This window comes from Ensifer sp. BR816 (assembly GCF_000378985.1).
Classification (GTDB): Bacteria; Pseudomonadota; Alphaproteobacteria; order Rhizobiales; family Rhizobiaceae; genus Sinorhizobium.
In genome coordinates, this window is the sequence record NZ_KB905370.1 from 3,527,876 (window position 1) to 3,549,726 (window position 21,851).

Below are 21,851 nucleotides of genomic sequence, written 5' to 3' on the forward strand. Positions count from 1 at the left end.
TATCCTTGGCTTTGGAAGGATGGCACAATGCTGTCACCTCCCGAATACATTCCCGTGAAAGATGCAAGAAAGCTCGGCAGGATCTTTGAGCAGTTATTGGTTGAATACCGGACCACCCGGGACAGCGACGAAGCGGAGAGGTTTGCCAACCGATTGTTCACTGTTTATCAGTCGGGTGTCCGGGACGCAAAGCTTCTGAAAGAGCTTACCATTCCCGTGGGTAGGCAGCGTTAGGCAGTCTGAGGTCGCCGCCGCGCACCCCGCAGGAACATTCTCCCTCCGGCTCCTTTCAGGAGCGCTAGCATCTTTGATAACTCCTGCCGTGGCGCCGAGAGCCAAAGCAGCAGATCCATGCTATGTTTTCGTATGGACGAATTGTCCTTGATCGAAAGCCGCCTGACCGCGACGGAGAAGCACGTGGCGGATGCGGCGAAACTCGTTTCGCTTCAACGCGACATCGTTACGAAACTCGAGGACGACGGCCGAGATGCCACAACGGCACGCAAGTTATTGGTATATTTTGGCCGGAGTCTGGCGCTGCATACAGCGGAGAGAGATCGTCTTATCAGACAAATAAAGAGGATCGCAAACAAGACGTAAGCAGCGCGTGGTTGTACTGGCAAGCGCACGAGGGGGTGACGAAAGGTTGGTTTGCCCGGCTTTTTGGTATGCCGGAACTAACTTCCGAGACGGGGCGTTTAAGATCGTCGCACAGCGACGAGCATGAAGGGACGGAGTTAGGGGAAGCGGTATTCAGAGGTTCCCCCGCACGATGCCGCTCCCCCTGGTCCGCCTGCAGGGGAACAAATCCCCCATCAGCCGTTACGAAATCGTGCTTCCTATCCGAGCGCCCGGAAGTTCTCCTCTGTAATGGTGCTTCAAGCAGTGTCCGCCATTTCCGCGGACACTGCTTGCTTATCCATAAAGGCGAGCGTCATACGCCTGTTAAGCCATTCAGATCATCGGAGATACGCACACTGCCGAAAATGACACGTCCAAGGTCGAGGATCATCCTCGGCCTGTATACCAAATGGAGGAACGCGATAATGCAGAACACGATGCGGCGAAGCGGCGCGCCATCCATAACATCCGCCTTAGCCTTGATTGCCACCTAATGCCGAAGAAAACGCGAGGCGTGACATTAACCGGTTGACGATCTTACATCGTGCGCGGAGCACGCGTATGCTGTATATTATAAAGATCTAATGCAAGGCATGGCCGCGCGGCTGGGAACTCCCGTTACCCCAACCGAGCCGAGGAGGCGCCATGGAGCGCCGCGACGAAGCTTCCCGACCGATCACTACTGCCGAAGTGGATATGCTCGGCACAGTGTTCGATGAGTTGCTGGCAGAGTATTGTATTCCAAGCGAAGGGCCGGAAGCGGAAGATCTGGCAGCCAGAGTGTTTACGCTCTACCAGTCAAGTGTGCGAGACCTTGAACTACTGAAGACGCTTGCCATCCGGTGTGGTTAAAGCTCACGGGATAGTCGACCGCGAAGAATGACCGGAGTTTGCAAGAAAAGACGATCAGTGCCGACCGCACCAGCGGATAGCATCGGCAGGGCTTATCGATGTGCGACTTCGGAGGCTGCCAACACCAATTCCTCGCGATTTGGTGCCTCAAACGTGTGGAGCCCGGGCTCCAGAACTTCAATGAAGGTCCAGCGTACGATGCCCTCCCGATCGATCAGGAAGTGACCCACAAGCTGGGCTTGACCCGCCATCATCTGCTGATCAGCCTCGGTGATCTCATAGCCTTCCTTCTTGTTCAGAAACTCATTCTGGGTCATGACGTCCATCGGCTCCGGCATCTCGCCGGGCAAATAGATCCTTATTGCCATGAGCTCGTCCATCCCGACTTCCTGCAAGCCGAAAGCTCGGTGCGAGGCCCTCACCGGGTCGGATGCAGCAAGAAGATCGGTTAGAGGGTGGTAACGAAAATACAGTCGTGCGCGTTCGACGGGCGTGTTGACGACCGCCAGGCATTCGACGCCTTTCTCACGTAGCACCGGCTTAAGTTGCGCCATCACCGCAACATGGCGACGGCAGAACGGACAATGCAGGCCGCGAAACAAGCCGACCAATAAGGGACTTCGGCCACGAAAGTCATCGAGCGCGATCCTACCTTCGCGCGAGATCGCATCGAGCACAACATTTGGAGCCGGGTCGCCCGGCTGCAGCGGGCGGCCGCCACTGTTCCTGGACATAACAACCTCCTCCCCCGTATCAGTCGAGAAAGGCAGTCCATCATATCACGACACGCGGATCATGGGGAAATTCACCTAACCTCCAGCCCTGCGACTGTACTATGCGCACCGCCGCCAACGGTCCCATTCAGCAGCCATTACCCCAATTGGGCGGTGCCCCTAATCCTTGCCTGCAAACTGTGCTGTGAGACCCTGAGTCCCCTCGGTTGTAGTGCGTGGGAGCCGGACAATGAAAATCAGAAGGACGACGAAAAAAATCCCGCAAAGGTCCAAAAGGCAGGTGGAAGCGCGTGCCTCACCGAGGAGGGGTTCAGCGCCATTGGGCGCGGCCCCCACAGCCCTGGTTTTCATATCGCGGGATGTGGGCTCACGAGGGGGTGTCCGGGCACGTTCGAGGCGTGGCTCGTGAGCAAGGGCGTCATCTCGAGTGGTGGCCCACGGCATTAGCACGCTGAAAGTCGGCCATTACGCTGCCAGCAATGTTCTACGTCCGGCCTGGCTCGGCCAGGCGAAGACTATGGCGTTTGCGCTGGGTTCCAGAGGAATACACATCAACACGTGACACGGTGTCACTAGGCGGGGTGTGGACGGACCGAGTATGTCAGCCTGATTGCAGGCCGCGCCCAGGCTGCCGGTCAGACATTCGATGAACGTCTCGCTGCGGAAACCTCGAACATACCGCTTGGAAAACGTGGAACACCCGAAGAAGTAGCCGTCATTGTCGAGACGCTCTTATCGGAGTTTTCCGATCATCTGACCGGCGTCAATATCCTCTGTGACGGCACCCGCGCATGCTAGGTCTTGGTTCAGGTGTTTCTTTCATCATTCCACATCATCGCTTTTGGATTGCCCATCCTTGCACCATGTCGCGCTGGCGACGAACGAGGTCGCGCTGGTTCAGGAAGAAGCTTGCAGCGGCGCCAGGAACAAACGCTTAAATTGCGCATTATCACATCGCGCCGTCCCTCAGCGGCGTCAGGTCCTCAGCCTGTTATGCAGTGCCCGCGCTGGTCCCCCGCGCGGGCACTCGCGCATTTAAACCATCGCTCTCGCAGGCGTGATCGTCGGAATGCTGACGGCGGAGGCGGAGACGGCGCACCGAACCTTCGAAGGGGTCTGCCAGATTTATCGGGGCCATCGGAGGAGGCGTGCCAGGCGCCATCGCTAGGGTCGGCTCCACACCCCTCCCCATTTGCAGAGTCGATCAGTTAGCAGCGCCCCTACCGATGGGGGCGCTGCTTCCCATTCATTTTCTCGAGAGATAGATCATCACCTTATCACGATCCGGCCCAACCTCGCGGATGGCCTCGAGCACCTCTTGTCGCGAAATGCCAAAAGTTCTCATCAGGAAGGCGACTTCATGTTCCTGCACAGAAACGAACTCGCTGTTGCTCCCGCTCCTGTCTTTGCCGTCGGGCATCGTCATCCTCCTCCGGAACTCTTGCGGTTAATCAGCTAGAACCGATACCAGTCTCGGCAAGACAATGCGCATGCTGTGCTATGCAAATCCTCACGACTGATCCTGGTCGGCGAGCGCCTTCACAAGGCCTAGAGTCCGGCTCCGCACCTTTTCATCGGTGATCCGGGAGAAGGCGCGAATGAGCGCAAGGCCTTCAGCGCTTGACACGAATTGCGTTATTTCTGGTTGGGGACTCATTTCGGCGCTTCTGTCGCCGTTCTCGCCTGCTGCGCCCTCGAAGAAATACGAGACCGGCACATCCAATGCATCTGCGATCTGCTGGAGGCGGCTTGCACCGACACGGTTGGTGCCCTTCTCGTATTTTTGCACCTGCTGAAACGTCACCCCGATAACCTCGGCCAGCGCCATCTGTGTGATCTGCATCAAGGCCCTTCGCATCCGAATTCGTTGGCCGACATGAATGTCGACGGGCTCGGGCTTTCCCTTCATTCGTTCGGGGTTAGGGTTCTGCATGCAAATTCTCCATGTACTTTCAACGAATCATAGCCCCTCCTCCTGTCTATCGTGGTTCCGTCAGCACTGTCTTTATATCGGCGGTTGTGTGGCGCGGCTGGATTTTCCCGCTTTCAGTCCGGTCCCGTGCTTCGTCGGGGAAACTGGATCGAGGAGATATGGGACAATATCAAGGATCAGGAGTCCCGGTCGCCGAGCACGTACTCGCCTTTGTAACCGGGCCCCGCCCGGTCGATTCAGCCTGACCGGCAGCCTTGGCGCTGCCGGTCTTGTTCGCCGCTCAGATCTGCCAGTCGGCGTCGAGCGAATAGGCCTTGATATAGTCAACCGTCATTTCGGCGCCGTCGACGAGGCCGTCGGTCGGGGTGCCCGCCATGCCTCCAACGGCGAGATTGACAAGCATGTACATGGGATCGTGCATGTCCGAGGGCGTGTCGGCGCGGGCGATCGCCGCATCATCGAAGTACCAGACGATCTCCTCCTCCGTCCAAAGCACACCATACGTGTGGAAGCCGCTTGTATCAGTGACCTTGGCCGCGCTCGCGATGCTGGTCTGCGAACCGGTCTCGTTGGAATGCACGGTGGTGATGACGGTATTCGGATCCTGGCCGCGCATTTCCACGACGTCGAGTTCCGGCGGCCAGGAACCGTCGGCCGGCAGCAGCCAGAAGGCTGGCCACGCCCCCTGGTCGTCCGGCATGTCGGCGCGCATCTCGAAATAGCCGTAGGTCTGGGCAAAGGACGAGTAGGTCGTCAGCATGCCGGAAGTATAATCATGGCCCTCGGTTTCGGCCTGGATCGCATCGGACGCCGGTTTGGCGGTGATCGTCAGAACGCCGTCCGTGACCGAGAATGGATTGGCCGCGGCGGTCGGCTGATAGTTCGGATTGATGTACCATTGCAATTCGCCGTTTCCGGTGAGAGTCGATCCCTTCTCCGGCGCCCACCAGAACTTCGGATCCCACATACCACTTGTGCCGTCGTTGAGCTGCAGCGTGTTGAAGTCGTCCGAGAAGGTCTGCGTCAGAACGGATCGGTCCAGCCCCAGGCTGAACTGGCTCGCCTGCAACTGATCGGCGGTGGTATTCGCAAAGACGAGGCTCTCTCCATCGGCGAGGCTCAGTTTGAGATTGGCACCTTCCTGGGCCAAGTTTGACAGGATCTGCTCGAAAGACGTGAAGCCGTAACCCTCGAGCCTGACAATATCGTCGGCGCCGAAGCAGTTGATCAGGTCGCTGCCGTTGCCGTTCTTGAAAGCGAACGTATCCTGACCGCCTGCCCCAATGAGGACATCATTGCCGGCGCCGCCCTCGAACGTCTGGCTGCCCGCACCGCCGATGATGATGTTGTCAGCACTGTTTCCGAAGGCAAAACGGTCGTCGCCCGTGACAGTCAGGTTCTCGAAATTTTCCGGCAGTGCATAGCTCATCCAGGTGCTGACAGTATCAACACCTTCACCGGGCGCCTCAGTGGCCTGGTTGCCCCCTGAATAGAGATAATAAATATCGTCGCCTGTGCCCCCGATCATGGTGACATTGACGGAACTGTCGCCCCACATCGAATCGTTGCCGGCAGTTCCGTAGAGGACCGATCCGGACCCGCTGGCGGAAAACCATGCCGTGGAACCGCCGCTATAGGACAGCGGCTCGCCCAAGGCATTAGTGACAGTTCTGCTCATCGAGAAGTCTCCTGTTTAGTGGTACGACCCCCGCCCGCGGGGAGCACCCCTAGCATCCCGTACTGTGACTTGTCGCACACACCGGCGCCTTATCCGGACACCTTGAGCTTGCGGAATAGAGGTTTCTAGGGATCGGCGGTGGCGCTGCCAGCAAAGGCAGTAAACGCGCCAGCAGCAGCTAGTAAGGTCAAGATCTTCATCATCAGTCTCCTCGTGCAACGCGGCCAATCAACGCTTTCGATGCCGGACGACCTCTTCGAAGGCTATGCCCTTGCGGTGCAAACGCTGGAAAAACTGACTAGACAGGAGCCGAAGCAGCCCGAACTTTTGGCAGAGTACCGGAGAGCGCGGACCTTCAACCTGAGGTCTTGCGGTTGCTTAGGCAGTCCGACGGCGTCCCTAACGACGCGAAGTGATTAACTCTCGAGATGTAGTGCCTTTCCGCCAAATGGGGACGCCAGATTACCTTGGGTGATCAAGGTCTGCTCCTTGTGCGAAATTATCCGTTTGGCAGAACCATGCCAAACGACTGTTGTCCACCCACTACGGCCCTGAGCATCTGACCAGCCGAATGGCGGAAATCTGCGAACTACGTCATTCGCTACTTGCGATCGCACTTGTCGCGCAGCGTTTCACCGCGGCGCATCCTGCTCTTTGAAGTCATAGGCGCGCGCCATAAATTGGCGCGCGCCTGGTCGAGGGTCTCGATGGCGATGTCGGCGCGAACAATCACGCCGTAATGTGCTTCGCCTTCTGCTTTCCTTATATGCTCATCGGGTGATACCGCGCGCACGGTTGATGATGCGCTGTTGACGCTCCGAGATGATTTGCTGGCTTGCCTGCAAGCGGACGGCCTGCTGCAGGACCTTCAGCCGCTCGTGCATCGCCTCGAAGGCGCGCCGCTGCGCCGGCGGTACGCGATTGGTGACGTCCTTTTCGCCGCGCAGGATGGCTTTGCGGCCGAAACGCTCGTCGAGCGCCCGGCTGACCGCCGCGAACTCCTGGCCGATCCGCGGGTCGAGCGAACCGGCGGCCACGTCGAGCTTGCTACCTTTCTTCTTCATCTGCGCTGTCAACTGCCGCAGCGCGTCTTCTGCGGCCTGCGACAATCCGGGAATGGCGATCGCCATGCGCCGTCGTTCTTCGGTGACGGACTGGCGCTCGGCATCGAAGGCGCTGATATAGGCCGCGCCGAGCGAGCGCAGCCGGACGGATGCCTCCGGCACGGCTTGCAGCGCATCCTTGCGCTCCCGGCCGGCGGCGAGCATCCGGTCCATCAGGCGATCGGAGCCGCGGAGCGCGCCATAGGCGGCGGGGTCGTTGACGACGGCGGCCGCGATCCGCTCGGCGGCGAAGCCCTTGACGATCAGATCCTCTATTCTGTCGACGGCGCCAGCCGGATCGCGCCAGATGCGCGTGGCCGTCTCGGCGAGAGCGGCGCGATTGTGGCCATAGTGCTGGGCCGCAAGCGCCCGTGGACGCGCTTCATCGTCCACCGGCGTCCTGAACTCCGTCACCGCAGCAAGCATCGGCAGCGCGGCGATCGTCTCCTTGCCGACCTCGACGCTTGCGCCGGCAACGATCTTGGACCGGTCCTTGCGCTCGGCAAGATGCTGCTCCTCGGCAAAGCGTCGCACGGCCTCGAACAGCCGCGTCAGCTTCCCACGCCGTTCATCCGTCAGATCCTCCGGCATGCGCTCAGATACGTTGCGCTCGGCAATCGCATCGGCTTTCGCGGTGAAGGCCCTCCAGCCGAAGCGGGCGGTCAAGGCATCGCTCACCGCCTTCACCTCCTGCACAAGCGAGCGATCCTCGGCGGCAAGAGCGAAGGCGGTCTTCCAGGCGTCGCCGCCACCTCGGCTTCGCACCGCCTCGATGTCCATGAGACGTGCCATCGCCTGTCTCGAGATCGCCGGGATCGACAAGGACATATAGGCACGGCGCGTCTGCTCGCGCTCGCGGAACCGGTCAGAGTTCCGGCGAAACTCGGTCGCATGCGCGCGGACCAAGGGCAGCAAGTCCCTGAACGCCGTCATGGCAACGTCGCGCTCGTCGCGCGCTGCCCGTCCCTCGACGATGTTATCGGACCCGCGCAGGCGGCCGAGCCGATCCGGCGCTTTGGCAAGATCGCCCGCAAGCGTGCGGGGCTCGATGCTGGCATCTGAAGCGAGCGCGTTCACCACTGGCAAGGCGGCCTCCGGATCGCGATAGATCTTTGCGAGCAGCGGACGAAGGATGTATTCCCGCTCCTTCCACCACGGCAACGAAAGCTGCGCGCGGCGTGCGTCCTCATCGACGCTTCGGGCGAATGCGGTGGTGGGCGGGATCAGATAGCGCCCATCGGCTGCGGTTCCCTCAGAGAGCGTTTCCGCGCGATCCTCATGATAGGAAACGCGCCGCTCCCGTTCGATCGCAAAACCGAGCGCCACGCTCGCCCTCTCCCAGAGCTTCGCCACCTGCGCCTTCTTCTCCGCAACCCACGCCAGCCGCCGGGAAACGCTCTCTTCCATCCCGGCCGCGACCTCGGCGAGCGCGTCGATGCCGCGCCGTCGCGCGAAGTCCTGTGCATGCGCCCGGTAACCGGCCTCGCTTTCGAAATCGAGCGTCGTCGTCTTGGCGCCGGATCGCCCAAGGCGCTCGACAAGCTCACTGAACAGTTCCGGCCGATGGCTTTCCCGCTCGATCCTCTCCTGGCGGGTCTCGGCGGTTTCGAGCTGCTTCGCTGTCCAGACGTTCCGGTCGACTTCCCGTGCCTCGAAACGCTTTTGACCGGTTTCCGCGTCGACAACGGAAACCTCGACCTTGACCTTCTCGACACCGTCCTTTCGGAGCATGACCGTATCTCCTTGCGAGACGCCGGCATCCTCGAGCGCCTTCGGCAGGCTCACACCCCAGACACGATGAACCGCTCCGTCGTCCGTCCTGACATCGGCATAGGGGCTTTCCTTGGCATCGTCGTCATCGGGCCGGAACTTCGCCATTCCTTCTTCCACCAGTTCGCCGGTAACGCCGGCCGCATGATTGACGCGCGGCTTTCGACCCCATTCCGGCTTTGCCTCGAAATCCTCCTTCGCCGCATAGAGATCGGCACGGTCGCGATGCCGGGTCATCGCCACATAGGTCAGGTGCTGGTCCATCATGCCGGTGGCGAGCACGAAAGTCCGGTCGACGGTCGACCCTTGCGACTTGTGTATCGTCGCGGCATAGCCGTGATCGACATTGCTGTAACTCGCCTCGCCGATGACGACGTCACGGCCATTGTCGAGACGCACCGACACCAGCGCATCGCCCCGCTTGTCACCGGTGGAAACGACCGTACCGAGCATGCCGTTCTTGACATACTGCGGCCCGAGACGCCGCGCGCGCGGTTCGACGAAGCGGGCGTTTTCGAGGAAGATGATCCGATCGCCGGCGGCAAACTCCCGCGCGCCCCGCGCTGTTTGGAATGACCGTCCGTCGCTGAGTGCGCCGTCATCCGTCATGACCCTGCGCAGCGCCTCGTTCAGCTTGCGGACGTCGTCATTGGTGTGGGCAAGAACGAGCAGCTCGTCGCCGCGAAGCCGGCCATCGTTTCCGTGGGAGACAGATTTCTCGATCGCCTGTTTGCGGGCATCGGTCCAGTCGGAAACGATGCGATTGATGATGTCCGCACGTGTTTCCGCTTCGACCAGACGACCATGCGAGGCATAGGCGTCGAGCCCCTCCTCCACCTTGCCGCGGGCGAAGAGCCGCGAGACATCGCGCGCCCACGCATCGCGCTGACGCCGGACCCCGGCAAGTTCCGCAAAGCCGACACGCTCCGAAATCGCCCGGAAGGCAGCACCGGCCTGGATCGGCTGAAGCTGCATGGCGTCGCCGACGAGCACCGCTTTTGCGCCCGCGTCTTCCACGGCCTTCAGGACGCGGGCCATCTGCTGTGAGGACACCATTCCGGCCTCGTCGACGACAAGCACATCGCCGTGATGGAGTGTCTCACGCCCGCCCGCCCAGGCGATTTCCCAGGATGCGAGCGTGCGCGACCGGATGCCGGAACTGTCCTCCAGCCCCTCGGCCGCCTTGCCGGCAAGGGCTGCGCCAATCACCCGCCGGCCTTCGCTTTCCCAGGCGACGCGCGCTGCGGCAAGCAGCGTCGACTTGCCGGCGCCGGCAAGACCGACAACGGCAGCGATACCACAGTCGCCGGTGACATGGCGAACCGCGTCGACCTGTTCCGCATCGAGCTTGAAGGGTTTTGCCGGATCGGCCGTTTCGACGCGTTTGATCGCTGCAGCGACTCTGGCGCCGGAGACGCCAAAGCCCTTACGCTCCGATAGAACCTCAGCCGACCGCGCCATGTCATATTCGATGCGCAGGATTTCGCGTGTGGTGAACACCGCCGGTTCCGACGCCTTGCCGGTCTCAGCGTCGAGCCGCTGCGGCCTGAGCGTGACCAGTTCGTCCGACGCCATCAGGCGTGCCCGGATATTGGCGAAGTCGACGGGATCGTCGACGTAACGATGCAGCGCCTTGGCGATATCCTTCTCGTCGAAAGTCGAGCGTTCGTTGCCGAGCTGCTTCAACAGAAGCTTAGGCTCGGCAAGCAGCCGGTCGGCCATCTCCTGCCGGCGGGCGAGATCGGCCGGCGCGAAATACATCTCGACGCCCTTGCGGGCGAGCGCCGCCTTTTCCGGGCCGAGATGTTTTTGCGCGATGCCGTCGAGACCCTGTTCGGCATAGGAGCGACCATCCAGGCGGACCTCATGGCCGGCCAGCGCCAGATGACGGTTCGCCGTTTCCGCCCAGGCGATCTTCCAGGCCTTCATCGTTTCCTTGTCGCCGGCCCAGAGTCTGTAGACGATCTTGCCGTTCGGCCGGTCGGGCGTGACGACGCGTAGCGGCTTGCCGTCTTCGCCAAGCACAGGAACCTTCTTCGGCCCGAACCCCTTCTCGGTCAGGGGACGCAGCGTCGTCATCAGATGGATGTGCGGATTGCCGTCCTTGTCGTGATAGACCCAGTCGGCCACCATTCCCTTCGACGTGAAACTGTCTCGGACGAACTCACGGACAAGGGCAATGTTCTCCGCCCGTGTCAGCTCTTCCGGCAGCGCGATGATCAGCTCGCGGGCAAGCTGCGCGTCCGCACGCGTCTCGAACGCATCGAGCGCATTCCAGAGCGCCTCGCTCGCCCTGGCGACGGATTGGCCGTCGATTGCCGTCGTCAGCCAGGCGGGGATCTGATTAGGCAGCGCCAGCTCCTCGTGCACCAGCTCCCGCGATCCGCCACGATAGCTGAAAGACGTTCCAGCCTGCTCGTCCATCATCCGGGCGCGATGGCGATAGGCGGCGGCCGAGACGATGCTGCGTCCCGCTCCCCTGCTGATCATCTGCGCTCTGACGAACATGATCGCCACTGACGTCTCCGCATGGTCCAAGCACGTCGCGTGAGCGACGTATATTGCGCCATCAAACCGATCGGCCTGCTCTCATTGCAACAAAATAGTCCATTTTACTGCCCTTCACTAGACAGTATAATTGCTTTTGAGATTGCATCGGTAGGAAAGGACGCCGGAATGGCTGCAAATCCTCGACTCCCAGATCGAGAAGCTACGCGAGCGCAGACGCGCGATGATCGCCAAGTCCGCCGAGCGCTTTGCGCGGGGCCGCCACGAAATCGGGACTGGCGGAAATGGAGATCGCCGACGAGGAGGTCGATCGCATCGTCGAGGAGATCGCCGCGCGATTTCGCAAAGGGGAGAAAAAGGGGGCTTCTGGCCCAACTGCTCCGGCGCGTCGACCGCCAACTGGTGGCACTGGAGCGACGGCGGAGGTTTCTCATGACAGCTGAGCGCAAGCGCGAGGCGCGCGAGAAATTCCTGCTCGGCGGCATCGTCGTCAGGGCAGGCCTCACGAACGCCGACCGGGCCTTCCTGCTCGGAGGTTTTCTCGAACTGGCAAAAATCGCCCCGGGCTCGTTGGAGTATCGGCGCATGCGCGATATCGGCGAGGCCGCGTTCAAGGCGCCGTCGCCGGATGCGGCTGAGGCGCGAACCCGGGAGACAGCGGAATGGCACTGAAGGCGCGACCGCATCCGAGCCTGTTGCTCGTTCTGGCGCCGCTCGCTGTCACGGCTTTCGCCGCCTATGTCGTCGGCTGGCGGTGGCAGGAACTGGCCGCCGGCATGTCGGGCAAGACGGCCTATTGGTTCCTACGGGCGGCACCCGTGCCGGCGCTTCTATTCGGGCCGCTCGCGGGGCTCTTGAGTGTGTGGACCCTCCAACCGATCGGCCTGCCAGGCCGATGCCGCTTCTCCGGCAAGTGCCGGAATTCTTGCCGCGACGTGTTCTGATTGAAACGAGATTGCCCATTTGACTGCCTCTCACTAGACAGTATAATCGATTTGTTGAGATTGCGCCGACAGGAAAGGACGCCGGAATGGCTGCAAAATCGTCGATCACCGACATCGACTCCCAGATCGAGAAGCTACGCGAGCGCAGACGCGCGATGATCGCCAAGTCCGCCGAGCGCTTTGCGCGGGCCGCCACGAAATCGGGACTGGCGGAAATGGAGATCGCCGACGAGGAGGTCGATCGCATCGTCGAGGAGATCGCCGCGCGATTTCGCAAAGGGGAGAAAAAGGGGGCTTCTGGCCCAACTGCTCCGGCGCGTCGACCGCCAACTGGTGGCACTGGAGCGACGGCGGAGGTTTCTCATGACAGCTGAGCGCAAGCGCGAGGCGCGCGAGAAATTCCTGCTCGGCGGCATCGTCGTCAGGGCAGGCCTCACGAACGCCGACCGGGCCTTCCTGCTCGGAGGTTTTCTCGAACTGGCAAGAATCGCCCCGGGCTCGTTGGAGTATCGGCGCATGCGCGATATCGGCGAAGCGGCGTTCAAGATGCCCACGGTCGATGACGGATCCCGACGCATCGCGGAGGCGGCTGAATGAGCCGATCAGCAAAAACGCATCCGAGCCTGTTGCTCGTTCTGGTGCCGCTCACTGTCACTGCTTTCGCCGCCTACGTGGTCGGCTGGCGGTGGCAGGAACTGGCCGCCGGCATGTCGGGCAAGACGGCCTATTGGTTCCTGCGGGCCGCACCCGTACCGGCGCTTCTGTTCGGGCCGCTCGCGGGGCTCTTGAGTGTATGGGCATTGCCATTGCACCGGCGAAGGCCGGTGGCGATAGTGAGTCTCATGTGCTTTCTGGCGGTCGTCGGGTTCTATGCGCTGCGCGAATTCGGCAGGCTCGCCCCTTCTGTCGAGAGCGGTGCGGTCACATGGAGCCAGGCGCTTTCCTATCTGGATTTCGTCGCCGTCATCGGCGCGCTCGTGGGCTTCATGGCGGTGGCGGTTGCCGCGCGGATCTCGACCGTCGTGCCCGATCCCGTGACGCGCGCCAAGCGCGGAACCTTCGGGGACGCGGACTGGCTTTCGATGTCTGCTGCCGGAAAGCTGTTTCCGACGGACGGCGAAATCGCCGTCGGCGAGCGCTACAGGGTCGACAAGGAAATCGTCCACCAGCTGCCCTTCGATCCGAACGATCCGGCGACCTGGGGACAAGGCGGCAAGGCGCCGTTGCTCACCTATAAACAGGATTTCGATTCCACCCACATGCTGTTTTTCGCCGGGTCGGGTGGATACAAGACCACCAGCAATGTGGTGCCGACCGCGCTACGCTACCGCGGGCCACTGATCTGCCTTGATCCTTCCACCGAGGTCGCCCCGATGGTGGTCGAGCATCGTACCCGCGTGCTCGGGCGCGAGGTCATGGTGCTCGATCCGACGAACCCGATCATGGGCTTCAACGTGCTCGACGGAATCGAGACGTCGAAGCAAAAGGAAGAGGACATTGTCGGCATTGCGCATATGCTGCTGTCGGAGAGCGTGCGCTTCGAAAGCTCGACCGGTTCCTATTTCCAGAACCAGGCCCACAATCTCCTGACCGGTTTGCTGGCGCATGTGATGCTCTCACCGGACTATGAGGGACGGCGGACCTTGCGCAGTCTCCGCCAGATCGTCTCGGAGCCTGAGCCCTCGGTGCTCGCCATGCTCCGCGACATTCAGGAGCATTCCGCTTCGGCCTTCATACGGGAAACGCTCGGCGTCTTCACCAACATGACCGAGCAGACCTTCAGCGGCGTCTATTCGACCGCATCGAAAGATACGCAGTGGCTGTCGCTCGAGAGTTACGCGGCGCTCGTCTGCGGCAATGCGTTCAAATCGAGCGACATCGTTTCGGGCAGGAAGGACGTGTTCCTCAACATCCCGGCATCGATCCTGCGCTCCTATCCGGGCATCGGCCGGGTGATCATCGGCTCGCTGATCAACGCCATGGTGCAGGCCGATGGCGAGTTCCAGCGCCGGGCGCTGTTCATACTCGATGAGGTCGATCTTCTCGGCTACATGCGGGTGCTGGAGGAGGCGCGCGACCGCGGCCGAAAGTACGGGATCTCGATGATGCTGATGTATCAGTCCGTCGGCCAGCTTGAGCGGCATTTCGGGAAGGATGGCGCGACATCGTGGATCGATGGTTGCGCCTTCGCCTCCTATGCTGCCATCAAGGCGCTCGACACCGCGCGCAACGTCTCGGCGCAATGCGGCGAGATGACGGTGGAGGTGAAGGGCAGTTCCCGCAACATCGGCTGGGACACGAAGAACAACGCATCGCGGAAATCCGAGAGCGTCAACTTCCAGCGCCGGCCGCTGATCATGCCGCACGAGATCACGCAGTCGATGCGCAAGGACGAGCAGATCATCATCGTCCAGGGCCATAGCCCCATCCGCTGCGGCCGGGCGATCTACTTCCGGCGAAAGGACATGAAGGAGGAGGCGAAGGCCAATCGGTTTGTCAAATAGACCCGCAAAGGTTCAGGCGTTCTCTGCCAGGTCGTAATCGGCATTCGTCGGCCATTTCGTGGCGTTCATGACCGACAGGGCCTCGTCAATCGCCTTGCGGGCTGCAAGCAGGTCGATGTGACGGCTGGAAGGGTTGTAGATGGTCGAAACGGGCGCGCGGCTATAGACCGAACGCATGTCCGACGCCGAACCATGGTTTGAAGGCTGCCCCTGCGAAGCGTTTCTGATCCTTGCCGGTGATCGTGGGTACGAAGCTTAAGCTTCGGGTCGGGGCGCCGGTCGATCCGGCGCGCCGACCCAGGCTAGAAGGCAAACCCCGCCCTCAGAAGGGCGGCGCGGCGTTGATGGTGCCTTCCTGTTCAGCGATCGCTACCGCCAGTTCGGCCTGAGCGATCTCCAGCTCCGCTTCGATCTGGCAGCGCTCGGTCGGATCGGCATTGGCCAGTTCGCGGCGCAGTTCTTCAAGCTGGATCTCGAGTGCAATCGTCATCGTCGTCATCTCCTTGATGATGTGAAAGATGACGCCCGGGGTCGTGAGGATCGGGCCGGGTCAAGGATGGCGTCAGCGACCGGCGGAGCCGGCGAGCGGAGGAACCGGTTTTCTGATGGCGCCCTTCAGGGCGGCGGCTGAAAATTGGAGGGGCCGCCGTCCTTGAAGCGGCACGAGCCTCACGGCAGAATCGGGTATCTGAGCAGACAGTCCTTGGTCTCGTGTGGCACGACCGGAGGAGCGAAAATGGGCTCGATGCCCGGTTTCGCTCCCGATGCTCCCGCAACGATCAAACCGCGAAACAGCGAAGGCGGCCCCGATCGCTCGGGGCCGCTCGATTTGCTCTTCAGTTCGGATTGTTCCAGAGGATCACTTTCTTGCTCGGATCGCCGCCGGGTGCCGGTGCGAGGTTGCCGAAGATCACGCCGATCTCGGGGGCCTCGATCTTCACCGAGAGGTATTCCTCGCCGGTCTGGCGGGCGATGCGGTTCCAGCCTGCGCCGATCTCGAAGCCGGTCTTGCGGTGGATGACGCGGTAGTCGGGGGCTTCTTCGCTCGACTTGCTTGCGTTCGGGACGATGGCGATCGGGGCGTTGACCCGGATGGTGGCGAAGACGCCTTCGAGGATGCCGTCGGTCTTCTGCGTGAGCGTTGCGATCGTGGTGGCCATGGTTCTGTCTCCTTCGGTTGCTCGGGACCATTCCCGATGGCGCACGAAGAGACGGCCGACCTGCTGCGGTCAGCTCGGCCGAAAATTTTGCAAAATTCTATTTCCGCCAGGACAGAAGAACCCAAATCGAATTTTGCAAAAATTTCGGGCGAGTCTTACCCCGTCAGGGGTTGGCCGCAAAAGCAGGCGGTCGTCTATACGAGCGACATAAAACGGGAATGGTTCGGGGCAACTGAAGGCCGCGACAAACCACCAAAGCCGCCCGGTTCAGCGCTGCCGGACATCGTCCGCGCACCCTGGAACGCTGCTTCGCCGGGCGGGTCACCGCTGTGCCCCTCGCCCCGTGCCCAGCCGCGGCAAGCGATGAACTCCATTCGCTGCCCGCATCATCATCCCTCGTGATGCCGCGAGGTCGGTGCGGCGATCGCCTTGCCACCTGCCGATCCTGCCGCAATACCAGGTGCAACGGTTGACCGCCGGCATCAGGACGCGACCTTTGGCCAACCCACACACCACCAGTCGGCCATCCGAGGCTCCGGTGTTCAACAGGCACACCGCCATTGGCACACGAGCGGCTACGGCAATGGGGGCTGGCTTCATCAGCGAAATCCCCAACCTTGAAATCAGCCGCGTCACCTGTCATATATAAAGCGACATATGACGCGGAGATGATCCCATGGCCAACGCGGCAGAGAAAATTATCCCGGAATCACCGACCGGCGAATTGCAGAAGGTGGCGGCGCTGCTCGGCGGTGCCCGCGTGCTCGCGCGCAGCCTGACCAGCCCTCTCGATGCGCATGAACTGCTTTTGCGCGGCCTGCCGGCCTCGGCGCTGGATCATCTTGTCGGGCATCTGGTCATCATCGGCAAAACGGACTCGCTCGAAAAGGCCGTGGGCATGAGTTTGCGCACCTGGCAGCGGCGGAAGGACACACCCTCCAAGCCGCTCAGCCAGGAACAGAGCGGTCGCGCATGGAAGTTCGCGGAGATACTCGCAAAGGCAACAGATATCTTCGGATCGCAGGCTGAAGCCGAGCAATGGCTCGAGCGCCCGGCGATCGGGCTCGATCAGCGCCGTCCGATCGATCTTCTCGGGACGCCCGCCGGCGTCGAACTGATTGAGGATCATCTCGACCGTCTCGAATACGGCGTCTATGCATGACCCCTTTGCCAATTGGGCTCGGCGGGACCGAGCTCATCGCGTGGCGGCTCGATCAAGCCGTCCACGCGCCGACATGGGATAGTGGCGAAGGCGCCTATCGGGTCGGCGGCCGCTGGAACAGCAAGGGTGTTCGCACAGTCTACTGCTCGCTCGATCCCGCGACGGCAATCCTCGAGGTCGCGGTCCACAAGGGGTTTCGGGCACTCGACACGGTGGCGCACACCTTGACGGCGGCTGTTATTGCGGATGCCGCTAATGTCCATGTCGTCGATCCTGGAACTGTGCCCAATCCCAATTGGCTCCGCCCGGGCATTCCCGGCGCGGGACAGCAAACCTTCGGCGACGATCTGCTCCGACGCCACCGATTTGTGGCGATCCCGAGCGCGGTATCGCCACATAGCTGGAACCTGATTTTTCTCGCAGGCGGCGCGCCAGGCTCCTACGCCCTGAAATTCCAGGAGGCTTTCGCCCTCGATACAAGGCTGCACCCCCCAGCGGCATGATGCCCGGATCGCGGCCCTTCTTGAACTGAGGGTCGAAAGACCGTATATACATCTCAGTATATACAAAGGAGACGGCCATGCCCTATCTTGCACGGGTATTCCAATCAGGAAACTCCCAGGCCGTCCGCCTGCCGAAAGAATTCCGCTTCAACGCCGAGCGCGTGGAGATCACGCAGGAGGGCGATGCTCTTATTCTCCGCCCGCATGTCGAGGAGGGCGAGCCGTGGTCGTCGCTGAAGGCAGCGCTGGCCCGCGGCATGAGTGAAGACTTCATGGAGAGCGGGCGCGAGCAGCCGGAACAGCAGGATCGGCCGGAGCTCGACGCGGTGTTTGGGTGATCTCGCATCTTCTCGACACAAACGCCGTCATTGCCCTGATCGGCCGCAAGTCGGATGCATTGGTCAGCCGTGTACTCCATAGCCCTCAGGGCAGTATCGGCCTGCCGTCGGTCGTCGCGTATGAGCTCTATTTTGGAGCTCAGAAGAGCACGAAGGTCCAACACAACCTCGAAACCCTGCGTTTGTTGCTGGCGGATTTTCCGATCCTCGACTTTGACCAGAGCGATGCCTTTGTCGCGGGCGAAATACGGGCGGCCCTTGCCGCGAAGGGGACGCCCATCGGCCCCTATGACGTGCTGATCGCAGGACAGGCGAAAGCCCGCGGACTGATACTCGTTACCAACAATGTCGGCGAGTTCAACAGGGTTGAGAACCTGCGGGTGGAGGATTGGTCGCTTTGAACCCTGGCTGGTTCGGGGCCGCTTAAGGGAATCCGCAACATTGTCTTTGACCGTCAAGGTCAAATGCTAACAGCGGAATGATGCGGCCGGCGTGGCGTTGCAATGCTCTATGCTGCCTCCGGCTTTGGCTGATACAGCCGGCGCTTCACATTCGGGTGGAGTGCGTTGCGCACATCCTTGTCCACGACCGCGAGAGCGAACCATTCGGGATCGAAATGCCCACCACACCACCGCTTGGTATCTCCGTGTTCGAGGTCCTCTCTGTCCGACATGATTTCAAGGAAGCGCTCATAGCCGAGCACGGCGTTGACGTCTTCGGGCGGCCTGGCACGCCCGCCATCAATACGAATCCCGTGCCTGAAGCTGTTCGCATGGAATCGAGTGAGTGCTCTTTCCCCACTCGTCCACCCGCGCCCAATCATCTGAGCAGGCGCGGTTCGAGCCAAGCAAATCCGCCAAGGCAAGCGCGCGGCGCGAGCGCTCGGGGCGGCGGCTCCTTCATAGAAACCACGCCCCGTCGGAAATCACAGATCAGCAGAATCCGAGCAAATCACGAACGGAATGCCATAGAGCGCGACATTTTGATCCTGCGAAACGAAATGCGCTCCCTCGGCCACGGCTTGCGCCATGAGGAGATGATCGAAGGGATCGCGATGATGAAGCGGAAGTGCAGCGAGAGCGATCAAATGCGCATCGGTGATATCCAGCCGGTCGAATCCCTGATCCGGTAAGATCGCGAGAATCTCTTCTATATCGGCATCAAGTTTGCCGATCCTGAGCTTCACGGTGATTTCCCAAAGGGAAACAGCACTGACGAGGACGTCGTTCTCGGGATCGCCGATAAGGCGGCGCGCATGATTCCCGAGCTTTTCGTCGTCGTTCAGCCACCACAACAAGGCATGCGTATCGAGCAGCAGCCTCACGTCCCATCTTCCATGGACTTCAGAACATCCGCCGGCAGACTGTCGAAGTCATCGGGAACTTTGATCTTTCCGCGCAACGCGCCAGGTTTCCGCGTGACGATGTCCGACGACGGCGGTCCGATTTCCGCAACAACCTTGTGATGGGACGTCAGGACGAACCTCTGCCCGTCTTCGACCTGCTTGAGGAAGGACGTCAAGTTGCCGCGAAATTCCCGCACGCCGACACGGCGGGGCGATGATGTCTGTTGCCGGGACTGAGGCATGGCGAAGCTCCATTCAAGGGGAAATGTGTACACAATTTTCAGGAAATGCAAGCACCGCCTCGCGCCGTGTGGAGGGATGGCGCTCACGCGCCATCTCCCGCGAGCTGCCAGACCGGGATACCGAGGCGGCGGGCCTTGTCGCCGAGATTGCCGGTGATGCCGGAGCCGGGAAAGATGACGACGCCGGCGGGCATGACCGAAAGCATGTCGTCGTTGCGCCGGAAGGGTGCCGCCTTGGCGTGCTTCGTCCAGTTCGGCTTGAAGGCGATCTGCGTCACCTTACGGGCTTCGGCCCAGCAGGCGGCAATGCGTTCCGCTCCCTTCGGCGAGCCGCCATGCAGCAGCACCATGTCGGGATATTTGGCGAGAGCCTGGTCGAGCTTCGCCCAGATCCGCTCATGGTCGTTGTAGTCGATGCCGCCGCCAAAGGCGATCTTGGTGCCGGCCGGGATCAAGACCTCGGTCTCAGTGCGGCGGCGGGCGGACAGGAAATCCCTGGAGTCGATCATTGCCGCGGTCATGTTGGCGTGGCTGACCTTGGAGCCGGTGCGCGGCCGCCATGCCGATCCGGTTTGGGCTTCGAAAAGGTCGGCCGCATAGTCGCGCATGAACTCGAAGGCGTTGCGGCGCTCGAGGAGGGTGATGCCTTCGGCGATCAGGCGCTCCAGCTCGACGCTTTTGACTTCCGAGCCGTCCTGCTCGCGCTGACCATTGCGCTGACCATCCTCGTTGCGCTGAAGCTCGCGCTGGATGCGTTCGCCGGCACGATGGAAGAGGTTGACCGTCGACCAGAGCAGATCTTCGAGGTCGGGCTCCAGCCGCGTGTCGCCGAGCATCTCGAACAGAGCGTCGAAGATGGCGGTCAGCGCCGACTGGACGATCGGCTCCTCGGGCAGCGGCCGCGGGTCCGGCTCGTCCTGGAAGGGGCGATGGCCATGGATCTGCATCTCGTAGACGAAGCGGTCGGTCGGGGAAGAAGCGTGATGGGGCTCGAAGGCGTCGTCGATGGGAAGAGTGAGGTTCATGATGGTCTCCGTCGGTTTGGGCCGCGCCTCTCGCGGCCTGACGGCGATCCCTGTCCATGCGCCGGCGGGCCGGAACCGCGAGCGAAGCGAAGCGGCCCAGCGTGAGCGCCGGGCGGCGGAGGGAGGGTTTCTTGACCCGCGAGAAGCGCCGGCTTCCGCATCGGCCCGAAAAGTGGGAACCGGTTTTCGGAACGGCCGATGCGGCAAGGAAGTGCCGGCGCGGGGAAGAAACCCGACTGACCCGCTGAAGGCCCGCCCGCCGCATGGTAAGGGTCGCCTCTCGGCAGGCCCGCGGGCGCGCCCACCCGAACGGCGAGCGGCCGGAGACCGGCCCTTCCTCCCACGCCGCGCCCCTCGCCTCCGCTGCCGGCCCGATCATGCGGGCAGAAAGGCCAGGACATCGTCCGGCGCGAGCTGGGCCCGAAGATGCACGATGAGCCGCTCCGGTCCGAGCCGCCGCAGATCCTCGTTGAAGTCGCCGAGTTCGGGGGACAGCACGAGCGGCAGGATCCCGAGCGCCTGCGCGCGGCGGCTCAATCCTTCGATTCCGTGCCGGCCGGCCGCGTCGGCGTCAGCCGCGATATAGAGGCGCTGGCAGCCATCCGGCAGCCGGAAAGCGGCAAGGTGATTGGCGGTCAGCGCCGAGACCATCGGCATGCCAGACATCACATGCGCGAGCGACAAGATGCTTTCGAGCCCCTCGCCTGCGACCATGACCGGTACGGGGCCTTGAAGAGGAAACCGGAAGCGAACCGCGTTTCCGAGCAGCCCGCCGAGCGCGCGTCGGGGATCGTCTAACTTCGCCTTGCCGTCCCCCGCCGGGTCCAACCAGGTGCGATGCACACCGGTGATCGCGCCGGAGCGGTCGGTCACGGCTGCGATCAGGGCCGGATAGCAGCTCGTTCGACCAGTCACGAGATCCCGATAGTAGCAGGACGGGTGGAAGCGCAGCGCCGGATGCAAAGACGCCCGCAAGATGCCGCGCTGGCGCAGATAGCTGTCGGCGAGCGTACCGTCGAGCGGCTCTGTCATGCGGAACAAGCGTCGCGCGCGCTCGCCTGCCGGTCTATCGACCGGCGGATCGGTTTGGGCGTCGCCCCTGCGGGCCAATGTCAAATTGTGGTGAGCCGGAATGGGTTCGGGAAGGCTTAGGAAACGCCGCGCCTCGTCTGCGACATCACGGAAGTCCACCAACCCGCAGGTCTCCCGAACGAGGTCGAGCAGATCGCCATATTGAGAGGTTGCTGCATCCGTCCACCGCCCGGCACGCGGGCCGGAGAGACGGACATAGAGCGATTTGCCCTTGGCGTTGGCGACGTCGCCGACGATCCAGTAATTGCCGGCCCGATGGCCGGCGGAGAGGTAATGACGGCAAACCGCCTCGGCGTTGCGCGCGAGACGATCGGCCAATTGGGAGGCGGACATCATG

At 62.0% G+C, this 21,851-nt stretch carries 25 protein-coding genes and 2 pseudogenes; 14 read left to right on the forward strand and 13 right to left on the reverse strand.

From position 1 onward, the window contains the following. Positions 1–27 precede the first annotated feature (27 nt). A complete protein-coding gene (locus RHIBR816_RS0116895) occupies positions 28–234 on the forward strand; it encodes a hypothetical protein (RefSeq protein ID WP_018237756.1) in 207 nt (68 codons plus the stop codon). A 1,032-nt stretch (positions 235–1,266) separates the two neighbouring features. Continuing rightward, positions 1,267–1,473, forward strand: coding sequence for a hypothetical protein (locus RHIBR816_RS34270; RefSeq protein WP_018237760.1), 207 nt, complete (start codon positions 1,267–1,269; stop codon positions 1,471–1,473). Positions 1,474–1,565: 92 nt separating this feature from the next. Here the strand turns inward: RHIBR816_RS34270 and RHIBR816_RS0116920 are convergent, their stop codons facing one another. Then, positions 1,566–2,207, reverse strand: a complete 642-nt coding sequence (locus RHIBR816_RS0116920) for a peroxiredoxin-like family protein (RefSeq protein ID WP_018237761.1) — start codon at positions 2,205–2,207, stop codon at positions 1,566–1,568. Positions 2,208–2,816: 609 nt separating this feature from the next. Here RHIBR816_RS0116920 and RHIBR816_RS37520 point away from each other — a divergent pair. Next, positions 2,817–3,005: an SDR family oxidoreductase gene (locus tag RHIBR816_RS37520; RefSeq protein ID WP_245262727.1), complete on the forward strand. Its 189-nt coding sequence runs from the start codon at positions 2,817–2,819 to the stop codon at positions 3,003–3,005. A 448-nt stretch (positions 3,006–3,453) separates the two neighbouring features. On the opposite strand, the gene RHIBR816_RS34275 is transcribed toward RHIBR816_RS37520, so the two are convergent. The 4 genes from RHIBR816_RS34275 to traA form a co-directional block, all read right to left on the reverse strand. After that, the gene (locus RHIBR816_RS34275; RefSeq protein ID WP_018237763.1) at positions 3,454–3,627 is read right to left on the reverse strand and encodes a DUF3606 domain-containing protein; all 174 of its coding nucleotides are present in this window, start codon (positions 3,625–3,627) and stop codon (positions 3,454–3,456) included. 90 nt (positions 3,628–3,717) lie between these two features. Beyond that, complete coding sequence (locus tag RHIBR816_RS0116935; RefSeq protein ID WP_018237764.1) at positions 3,718–4,140, reverse strand: helix-turn-helix domain-containing protein; 423 nt, start codon at positions 4,138–4,140, stop codon at positions 3,718–3,720. Between the two features lie 280 nt (positions 4,141–4,420). Further along, positions 4,421–5,818 (reverse strand): family 16 glycosylhydrolase, encoded by a 1,398-nt coding sequence (locus tag RHIBR816_RS0116940; protein ID WP_026187100.1) that lies wholly within the window; start codon positions 5,816–5,818, stop codon positions 4,421–4,423. A 770-nt stretch (positions 5,819–6,588) separates the two neighbouring features. Beyond that, a complete protein-coding gene (gene traA, locus RHIBR816_RS0116950; protein ID WP_018237767.1) occupies positions 6,589–11,208 on the reverse strand; it encodes a Ti-type conjugative transfer relaxase TraA in 4,620 nt (1,539 codons plus the stop codon). Between the two features lie 163 nt (positions 11,209–11,371). Here traA and RHIBR816_RS36015 point away from each other — a divergent pair. The 6 genes and pseudogenes from RHIBR816_RS36015 (at position 11,372) to traG (ending at position 14,647) form a co-directional block, all read left to right on the forward strand. Then, positions 11,372–11,642: pseudogene (locus RHIBR816_RS36015) on the forward strand (TraC family protein). After that, positions 11,632–11,871, forward strand: coding sequence for a conjugal transfer protein TraD (locus RHIBR816_RS0116960; RefSeq protein ID WP_018237769.1), 240 nt, complete (start codon positions 11,632–11,634; stop codon positions 11,869–11,871). Before RHIBR816_RS36015 ends, RHIBR816_RS0116960 begins: the two are co-directional and overlap by 11 nt. Beyond that, positions 11,862–12,071 (forward strand): annotated as a pseudogene (locus RHIBR816_RS0116965) (Ti-type conjugative transfer system protein TraG); the annotation flags it as partial. The gene RHIBR816_RS0116960 and the pseudogene RHIBR816_RS0116965, both read left to right, overlap by 10 nt. A 158-nt stretch (positions 12,072–12,229) precedes the next feature. Next, complete coding sequence (locus tag RHIBR816_RS0116970; RefSeq protein ID WP_018237771.1) at positions 12,230–12,517, forward strand: TraC family protein; 288 nt, start codon at positions 12,230–12,232, stop codon at positions 12,515–12,517. Next, on the forward strand, positions 12,507–12,740 hold the full coding sequence (locus RHIBR816_RS0116975; RefSeq protein WP_018237772.1) for a conjugal transfer protein TraD: 234 nt from the start codon (positions 12,507–12,509) through the stop codon (positions 12,738–12,740). The genes RHIBR816_RS0116970 and RHIBR816_RS0116975 overlap by 11 nt, the downstream gene beginning before the upstream one ends. Then, positions 12,737–14,647, forward strand: coding sequence for a Ti-type conjugative transfer system protein TraG (gene traG, locus RHIBR816_RS0116980; protein ID WP_018237773.1), 1,911 nt, complete (start codon positions 12,737–12,739; stop codon positions 14,645–14,647). The genes RHIBR816_RS0116975 and traG overlap by 4 nt, the downstream gene beginning before the upstream one ends. A 12-nt stretch (positions 14,648–14,659) precedes the next feature. Here traG and RHIBR816_RS37525 read toward each other — a convergent pair whose 3' ends face one another. The 3 genes from RHIBR816_RS37525 to RHIBR816_RS0116995 all read right to left on the reverse strand — a co-directional run bounded on the left by RHIBR816_RS37525 (position 14,660) and on the right by RHIBR816_RS0116995 (position 15,807). After that, positions 14,660–14,824, reverse strand: coding sequence for a hypothetical protein (locus tag RHIBR816_RS37525; protein ID WP_018237774.1), 165 nt, complete (start codon positions 14,822–14,824; stop codon positions 14,660–14,662). A gap of 145 nt (positions 14,825–14,969) precedes the next feature. Next, on the reverse strand, positions 14,970–15,137 hold the full coding sequence (locus RHIBR816_RS37980; protein WP_018237775.1) for a hypothetical protein: 168 nt from the start codon (positions 15,135–15,137) through the stop codon (positions 14,970–14,972). Positions 15,138–15,483: 346 nt separating this feature from the next. After that, positions 15,484–15,807, reverse strand: coding sequence for a DUF736 family protein (locus RHIBR816_RS0116995; RefSeq protein WP_018237776.1), 324 nt, complete (start codon positions 15,805–15,807; stop codon positions 15,484–15,486). A 36-nt stretch (positions 15,808–15,843) separates the two neighbouring features. On the opposite strand from RHIBR816_RS0116995, the gene RHIBR816_RS38410 reads away from it, so the two are divergent. From RHIBR816_RS38410 to RHIBR816_RS0117015, 5 genes are all read left to right on the forward strand, one after another. Then, positions 15,844–16,209 carry a hypothetical protein gene (locus RHIBR816_RS38410; protein ID WP_245262605.1) on the forward strand — a complete coding sequence of 122 codons (366 nt, stop codon included), beginning with the start codon at positions 15,844–15,846 and terminating at the stop codon, positions 16,207–16,209. 274 nt (positions 16,210–16,483) lie between these two features. Continuing rightward, complete coding sequence (locus tag RHIBR816_RS0117000; protein WP_018237777.1) at positions 16,484–16,969, forward strand: antitoxin Xre/MbcA/ParS toxin-binding domain-containing protein; 486 nt, start codon at positions 16,484–16,486, stop codon at positions 16,967–16,969. Next, positions 16,966–17,472 (forward strand): RES family NAD+ phosphorylase, encoded by a 507-nt coding sequence (locus RHIBR816_RS0117005; RefSeq protein ID WP_018237778.1) that lies wholly within the window; start codon positions 16,966–16,968, stop codon positions 17,470–17,472. The genes RHIBR816_RS0117000 and RHIBR816_RS0117005 overlap by 4 nt, the downstream gene beginning before the upstream one ends. 77 nt (positions 17,473–17,549) lie before the next feature. Beyond that, positions 17,550–17,810 carry an AbrB/MazE/SpoVT family DNA-binding domain-containing protein gene (locus RHIBR816_RS0117010; protein WP_018237779.1) on the forward strand — a complete coding sequence of 87 codons (261 nt, stop codon included), beginning with the start codon at positions 17,550–17,552 and terminating at the stop codon, positions 17,808–17,810. Continuing rightward, positions 17,807–18,211, forward strand: coding sequence for a type II toxin-antitoxin system VapC family toxin (locus RHIBR816_RS0117015; protein WP_018237780.1), 405 nt, complete (start codon positions 17,807–17,809; stop codon positions 18,209–18,211). Before RHIBR816_RS0117010 ends, RHIBR816_RS0117015 begins: the two co-directional genes overlap by 4 nt. Positions 18,212–18,318: 107 nt before the next feature. On the opposite strand, the gene RHIBR816_RS39020 is transcribed toward RHIBR816_RS0117015, so the two are convergent. From RHIBR816_RS39020 to RHIBR816_RS0117040, 5 genes are all read right to left on the reverse strand, one after another. After that, complete coding sequence (locus tag RHIBR816_RS39020; RefSeq protein ID WP_018237781.1) at positions 18,319–18,633, reverse strand: hypothetical protein; 315 nt, start codon at positions 18,631–18,633, stop codon at positions 18,319–18,321. Between the two features lie 102 nt (positions 18,634–18,735). Next, positions 18,736–19,134 carry a type II toxin-antitoxin system VapC family toxin gene (locus RHIBR816_RS0117025; RefSeq protein ID WP_018237782.1) on the reverse strand — a complete coding sequence of 133 codons (399 nt, stop codon included), beginning with the start codon at positions 19,132–19,134 and terminating at the stop codon, positions 18,736–18,738. After that, on the reverse strand, positions 19,131–19,397 hold the full coding sequence (locus RHIBR816_RS0117030) for a type II toxin-antitoxin system Phd/YefM family antitoxin (RefSeq protein ID WP_026187103.1): 267 nt from the start codon (positions 19,395–19,397) through the stop codon (positions 19,131–19,133). The genes RHIBR816_RS0117025 and RHIBR816_RS0117030 overlap by 4 nt, the downstream gene beginning before the upstream one ends. 83 nt (positions 19,398–19,480) lie before the next feature. Then, a complete protein-coding gene (locus RHIBR816_RS0117035) occupies positions 19,481–20,422 on the reverse strand; it encodes a DUF2493 domain-containing protein (protein ID WP_018237784.1) in 942 nt (313 codons plus the stop codon). 375 nt (positions 20,423–20,797) lie between these two features. Continuing rightward, positions 20,798–21,850: a toprim domain-containing protein gene (locus RHIBR816_RS0117040; RefSeq protein WP_034815427.1), complete on the reverse strand. Its 1,053-nt coding sequence runs from the start codon at positions 21,848–21,850 to the stop codon at positions 20,798–20,800. Between the last annotated feature and the right edge of the window lies 1 nt (position 21,851).

Bases quoted from the DNA above. Each gene is read 5' to 3' on its own strand.
- RHIBR816_RS37525 (WP_018237774.1), bottom strand. From the start codon at position 14,824: ATGCGTTCGGTCTATAGCCGCGCGCCCGTTTCGACCATCTACAACCCT.
- RHIBR816_RS38410 (WP_245262605.1), top strand. From the start codon at position 15,844: ATGGCGCACGAAGAGACGGCCGACCTGCTGCGGTCAGCTCGGCCGAAA.
- RHIBR816_RS0116960 (WP_018237769.1), top strand. From the start codon at position 11,632: ATGACAGCTGAGCGCAAGCGCGAGGCGCGCGAGAAATTCCTGCTCGGC.
- RHIBR816_RS0116895 (WP_018237756.1), top strand. From the start codon at position 28: ATGCTGTCACCTCCCGAATACATTCCCGTGAAAGATGCAAGAAAGCTC.
- RHIBR816_RS0117035 (WP_018237784.1), bottom strand. From the start codon at position 20,422: ATGAACCTCACTCTTCCCATCGACGACGCCTTCGAGCCCCATCACGCT.
- RHIBR816_RS0117030 (WP_026187103.1), bottom strand. From the start codon at position 19,397: ATGCCTCAGTCCCGGCAACAGACATCATCGCCCCGCCGTGTCGGCGTG.
- RHIBR816_RS34275 (WP_018237763.1), bottom strand. From the start codon at position 3,627: ATGCCCGACGGCAAAGACAGGAGCGGGAGCAACAGCGAGTTCGTTTCT.
- RHIBR816_RS0116970 (WP_018237771.1), top strand. From the start codon at position 12,230: ATGGCTGCAAAATCGTCGATCACCGACATCGACTCCCAGATCGAGAAG.
- RHIBR816_RS0117005 (WP_018237778.1), top strand. From the start codon at position 16,966: ATGACCCCTTTGCCAATTGGGCTCGGCGGGACCGAGCTCATCGCGTGG.
- RHIBR816_RS0116975 (WP_018237772.1), top strand. From the start codon at position 12,507: ATGACAGCTGAGCGCAAGCGCGAGGCGCGCGAGAAATTCCTGCTCGGC.
- RHIBR816_RS0116940 (WP_026187100.1), bottom strand. From the start codon at position 5,818: ATGAGCAGAACTGTCACTAATGCCTTGGGCGAGCCGCTGTCCTATAGC.
- RHIBR816_RS37980 (WP_018237775.1), bottom strand. From the start codon at position 15,137: ATGACGATTGCACTCGAGATCCAGCTTGAAGAACTGCGCCGCGAACTG.
- RHIBR816_RS0116995 (WP_018237776.1), bottom strand. From the start codon at position 15,807: ATGGCCACCACGATCGCAACGCTCACGCAGAAGACCGACGGCATCCTC.
- RHIBR816_RS0117000 (WP_018237777.1), top strand. From the start codon at position 16,484: ATGGCCAACGCGGCAGAGAAAATTATCCCGGAATCACCGACCGGCGAA.
- traG (WP_018237773.1), top strand. From the start codon at position 12,737: ATGAGCCGATCAGCAAAAACGCATCCGAGCCTGTTGCTCGTTCTGGTG.
- RHIBR816_RS0116920 (WP_018237761.1), bottom strand. From the start codon at position 2,207: ATGTCCAGGAACAGTGGCGGCCGCCCGCTGCAGCCGGGCGACCCGGCT.
- RHIBR816_RS39020 (WP_018237781.1), bottom strand. From the start codon at position 18,633: ATGATTGGGCGCGGGTGGACGAGTGGGGAAAGAGCACTCACTCGATTC.
- RHIBR816_RS0117040 (WP_034815427.1), bottom strand. From the start codon at position 21,850: ATGATGTCCGCCTCCCAATTGGCCGATCGTCTCGCGCGCAACGCCGAG.
- RHIBR816_RS0116935 (WP_018237764.1), bottom strand. From the start codon at position 4,140: ATGCAGAACCCTAACCCCGAACGAATGAAGGGAAAGCCCGAGCCCGTC.
- RHIBR816_RS34270 (WP_018237760.1), top strand. From the start codon at position 1,267: ATGGAGCGCCGCGACGAAGCTTCCCGACCGATCACTACTGCCGAAGTG.
- RHIBR816_RS0117010 (WP_018237779.1), top strand. From the start codon at position 17,550: ATGCCCTATCTTGCACGGGTATTCCAATCAGGAAACTCCCAGGCCGTC.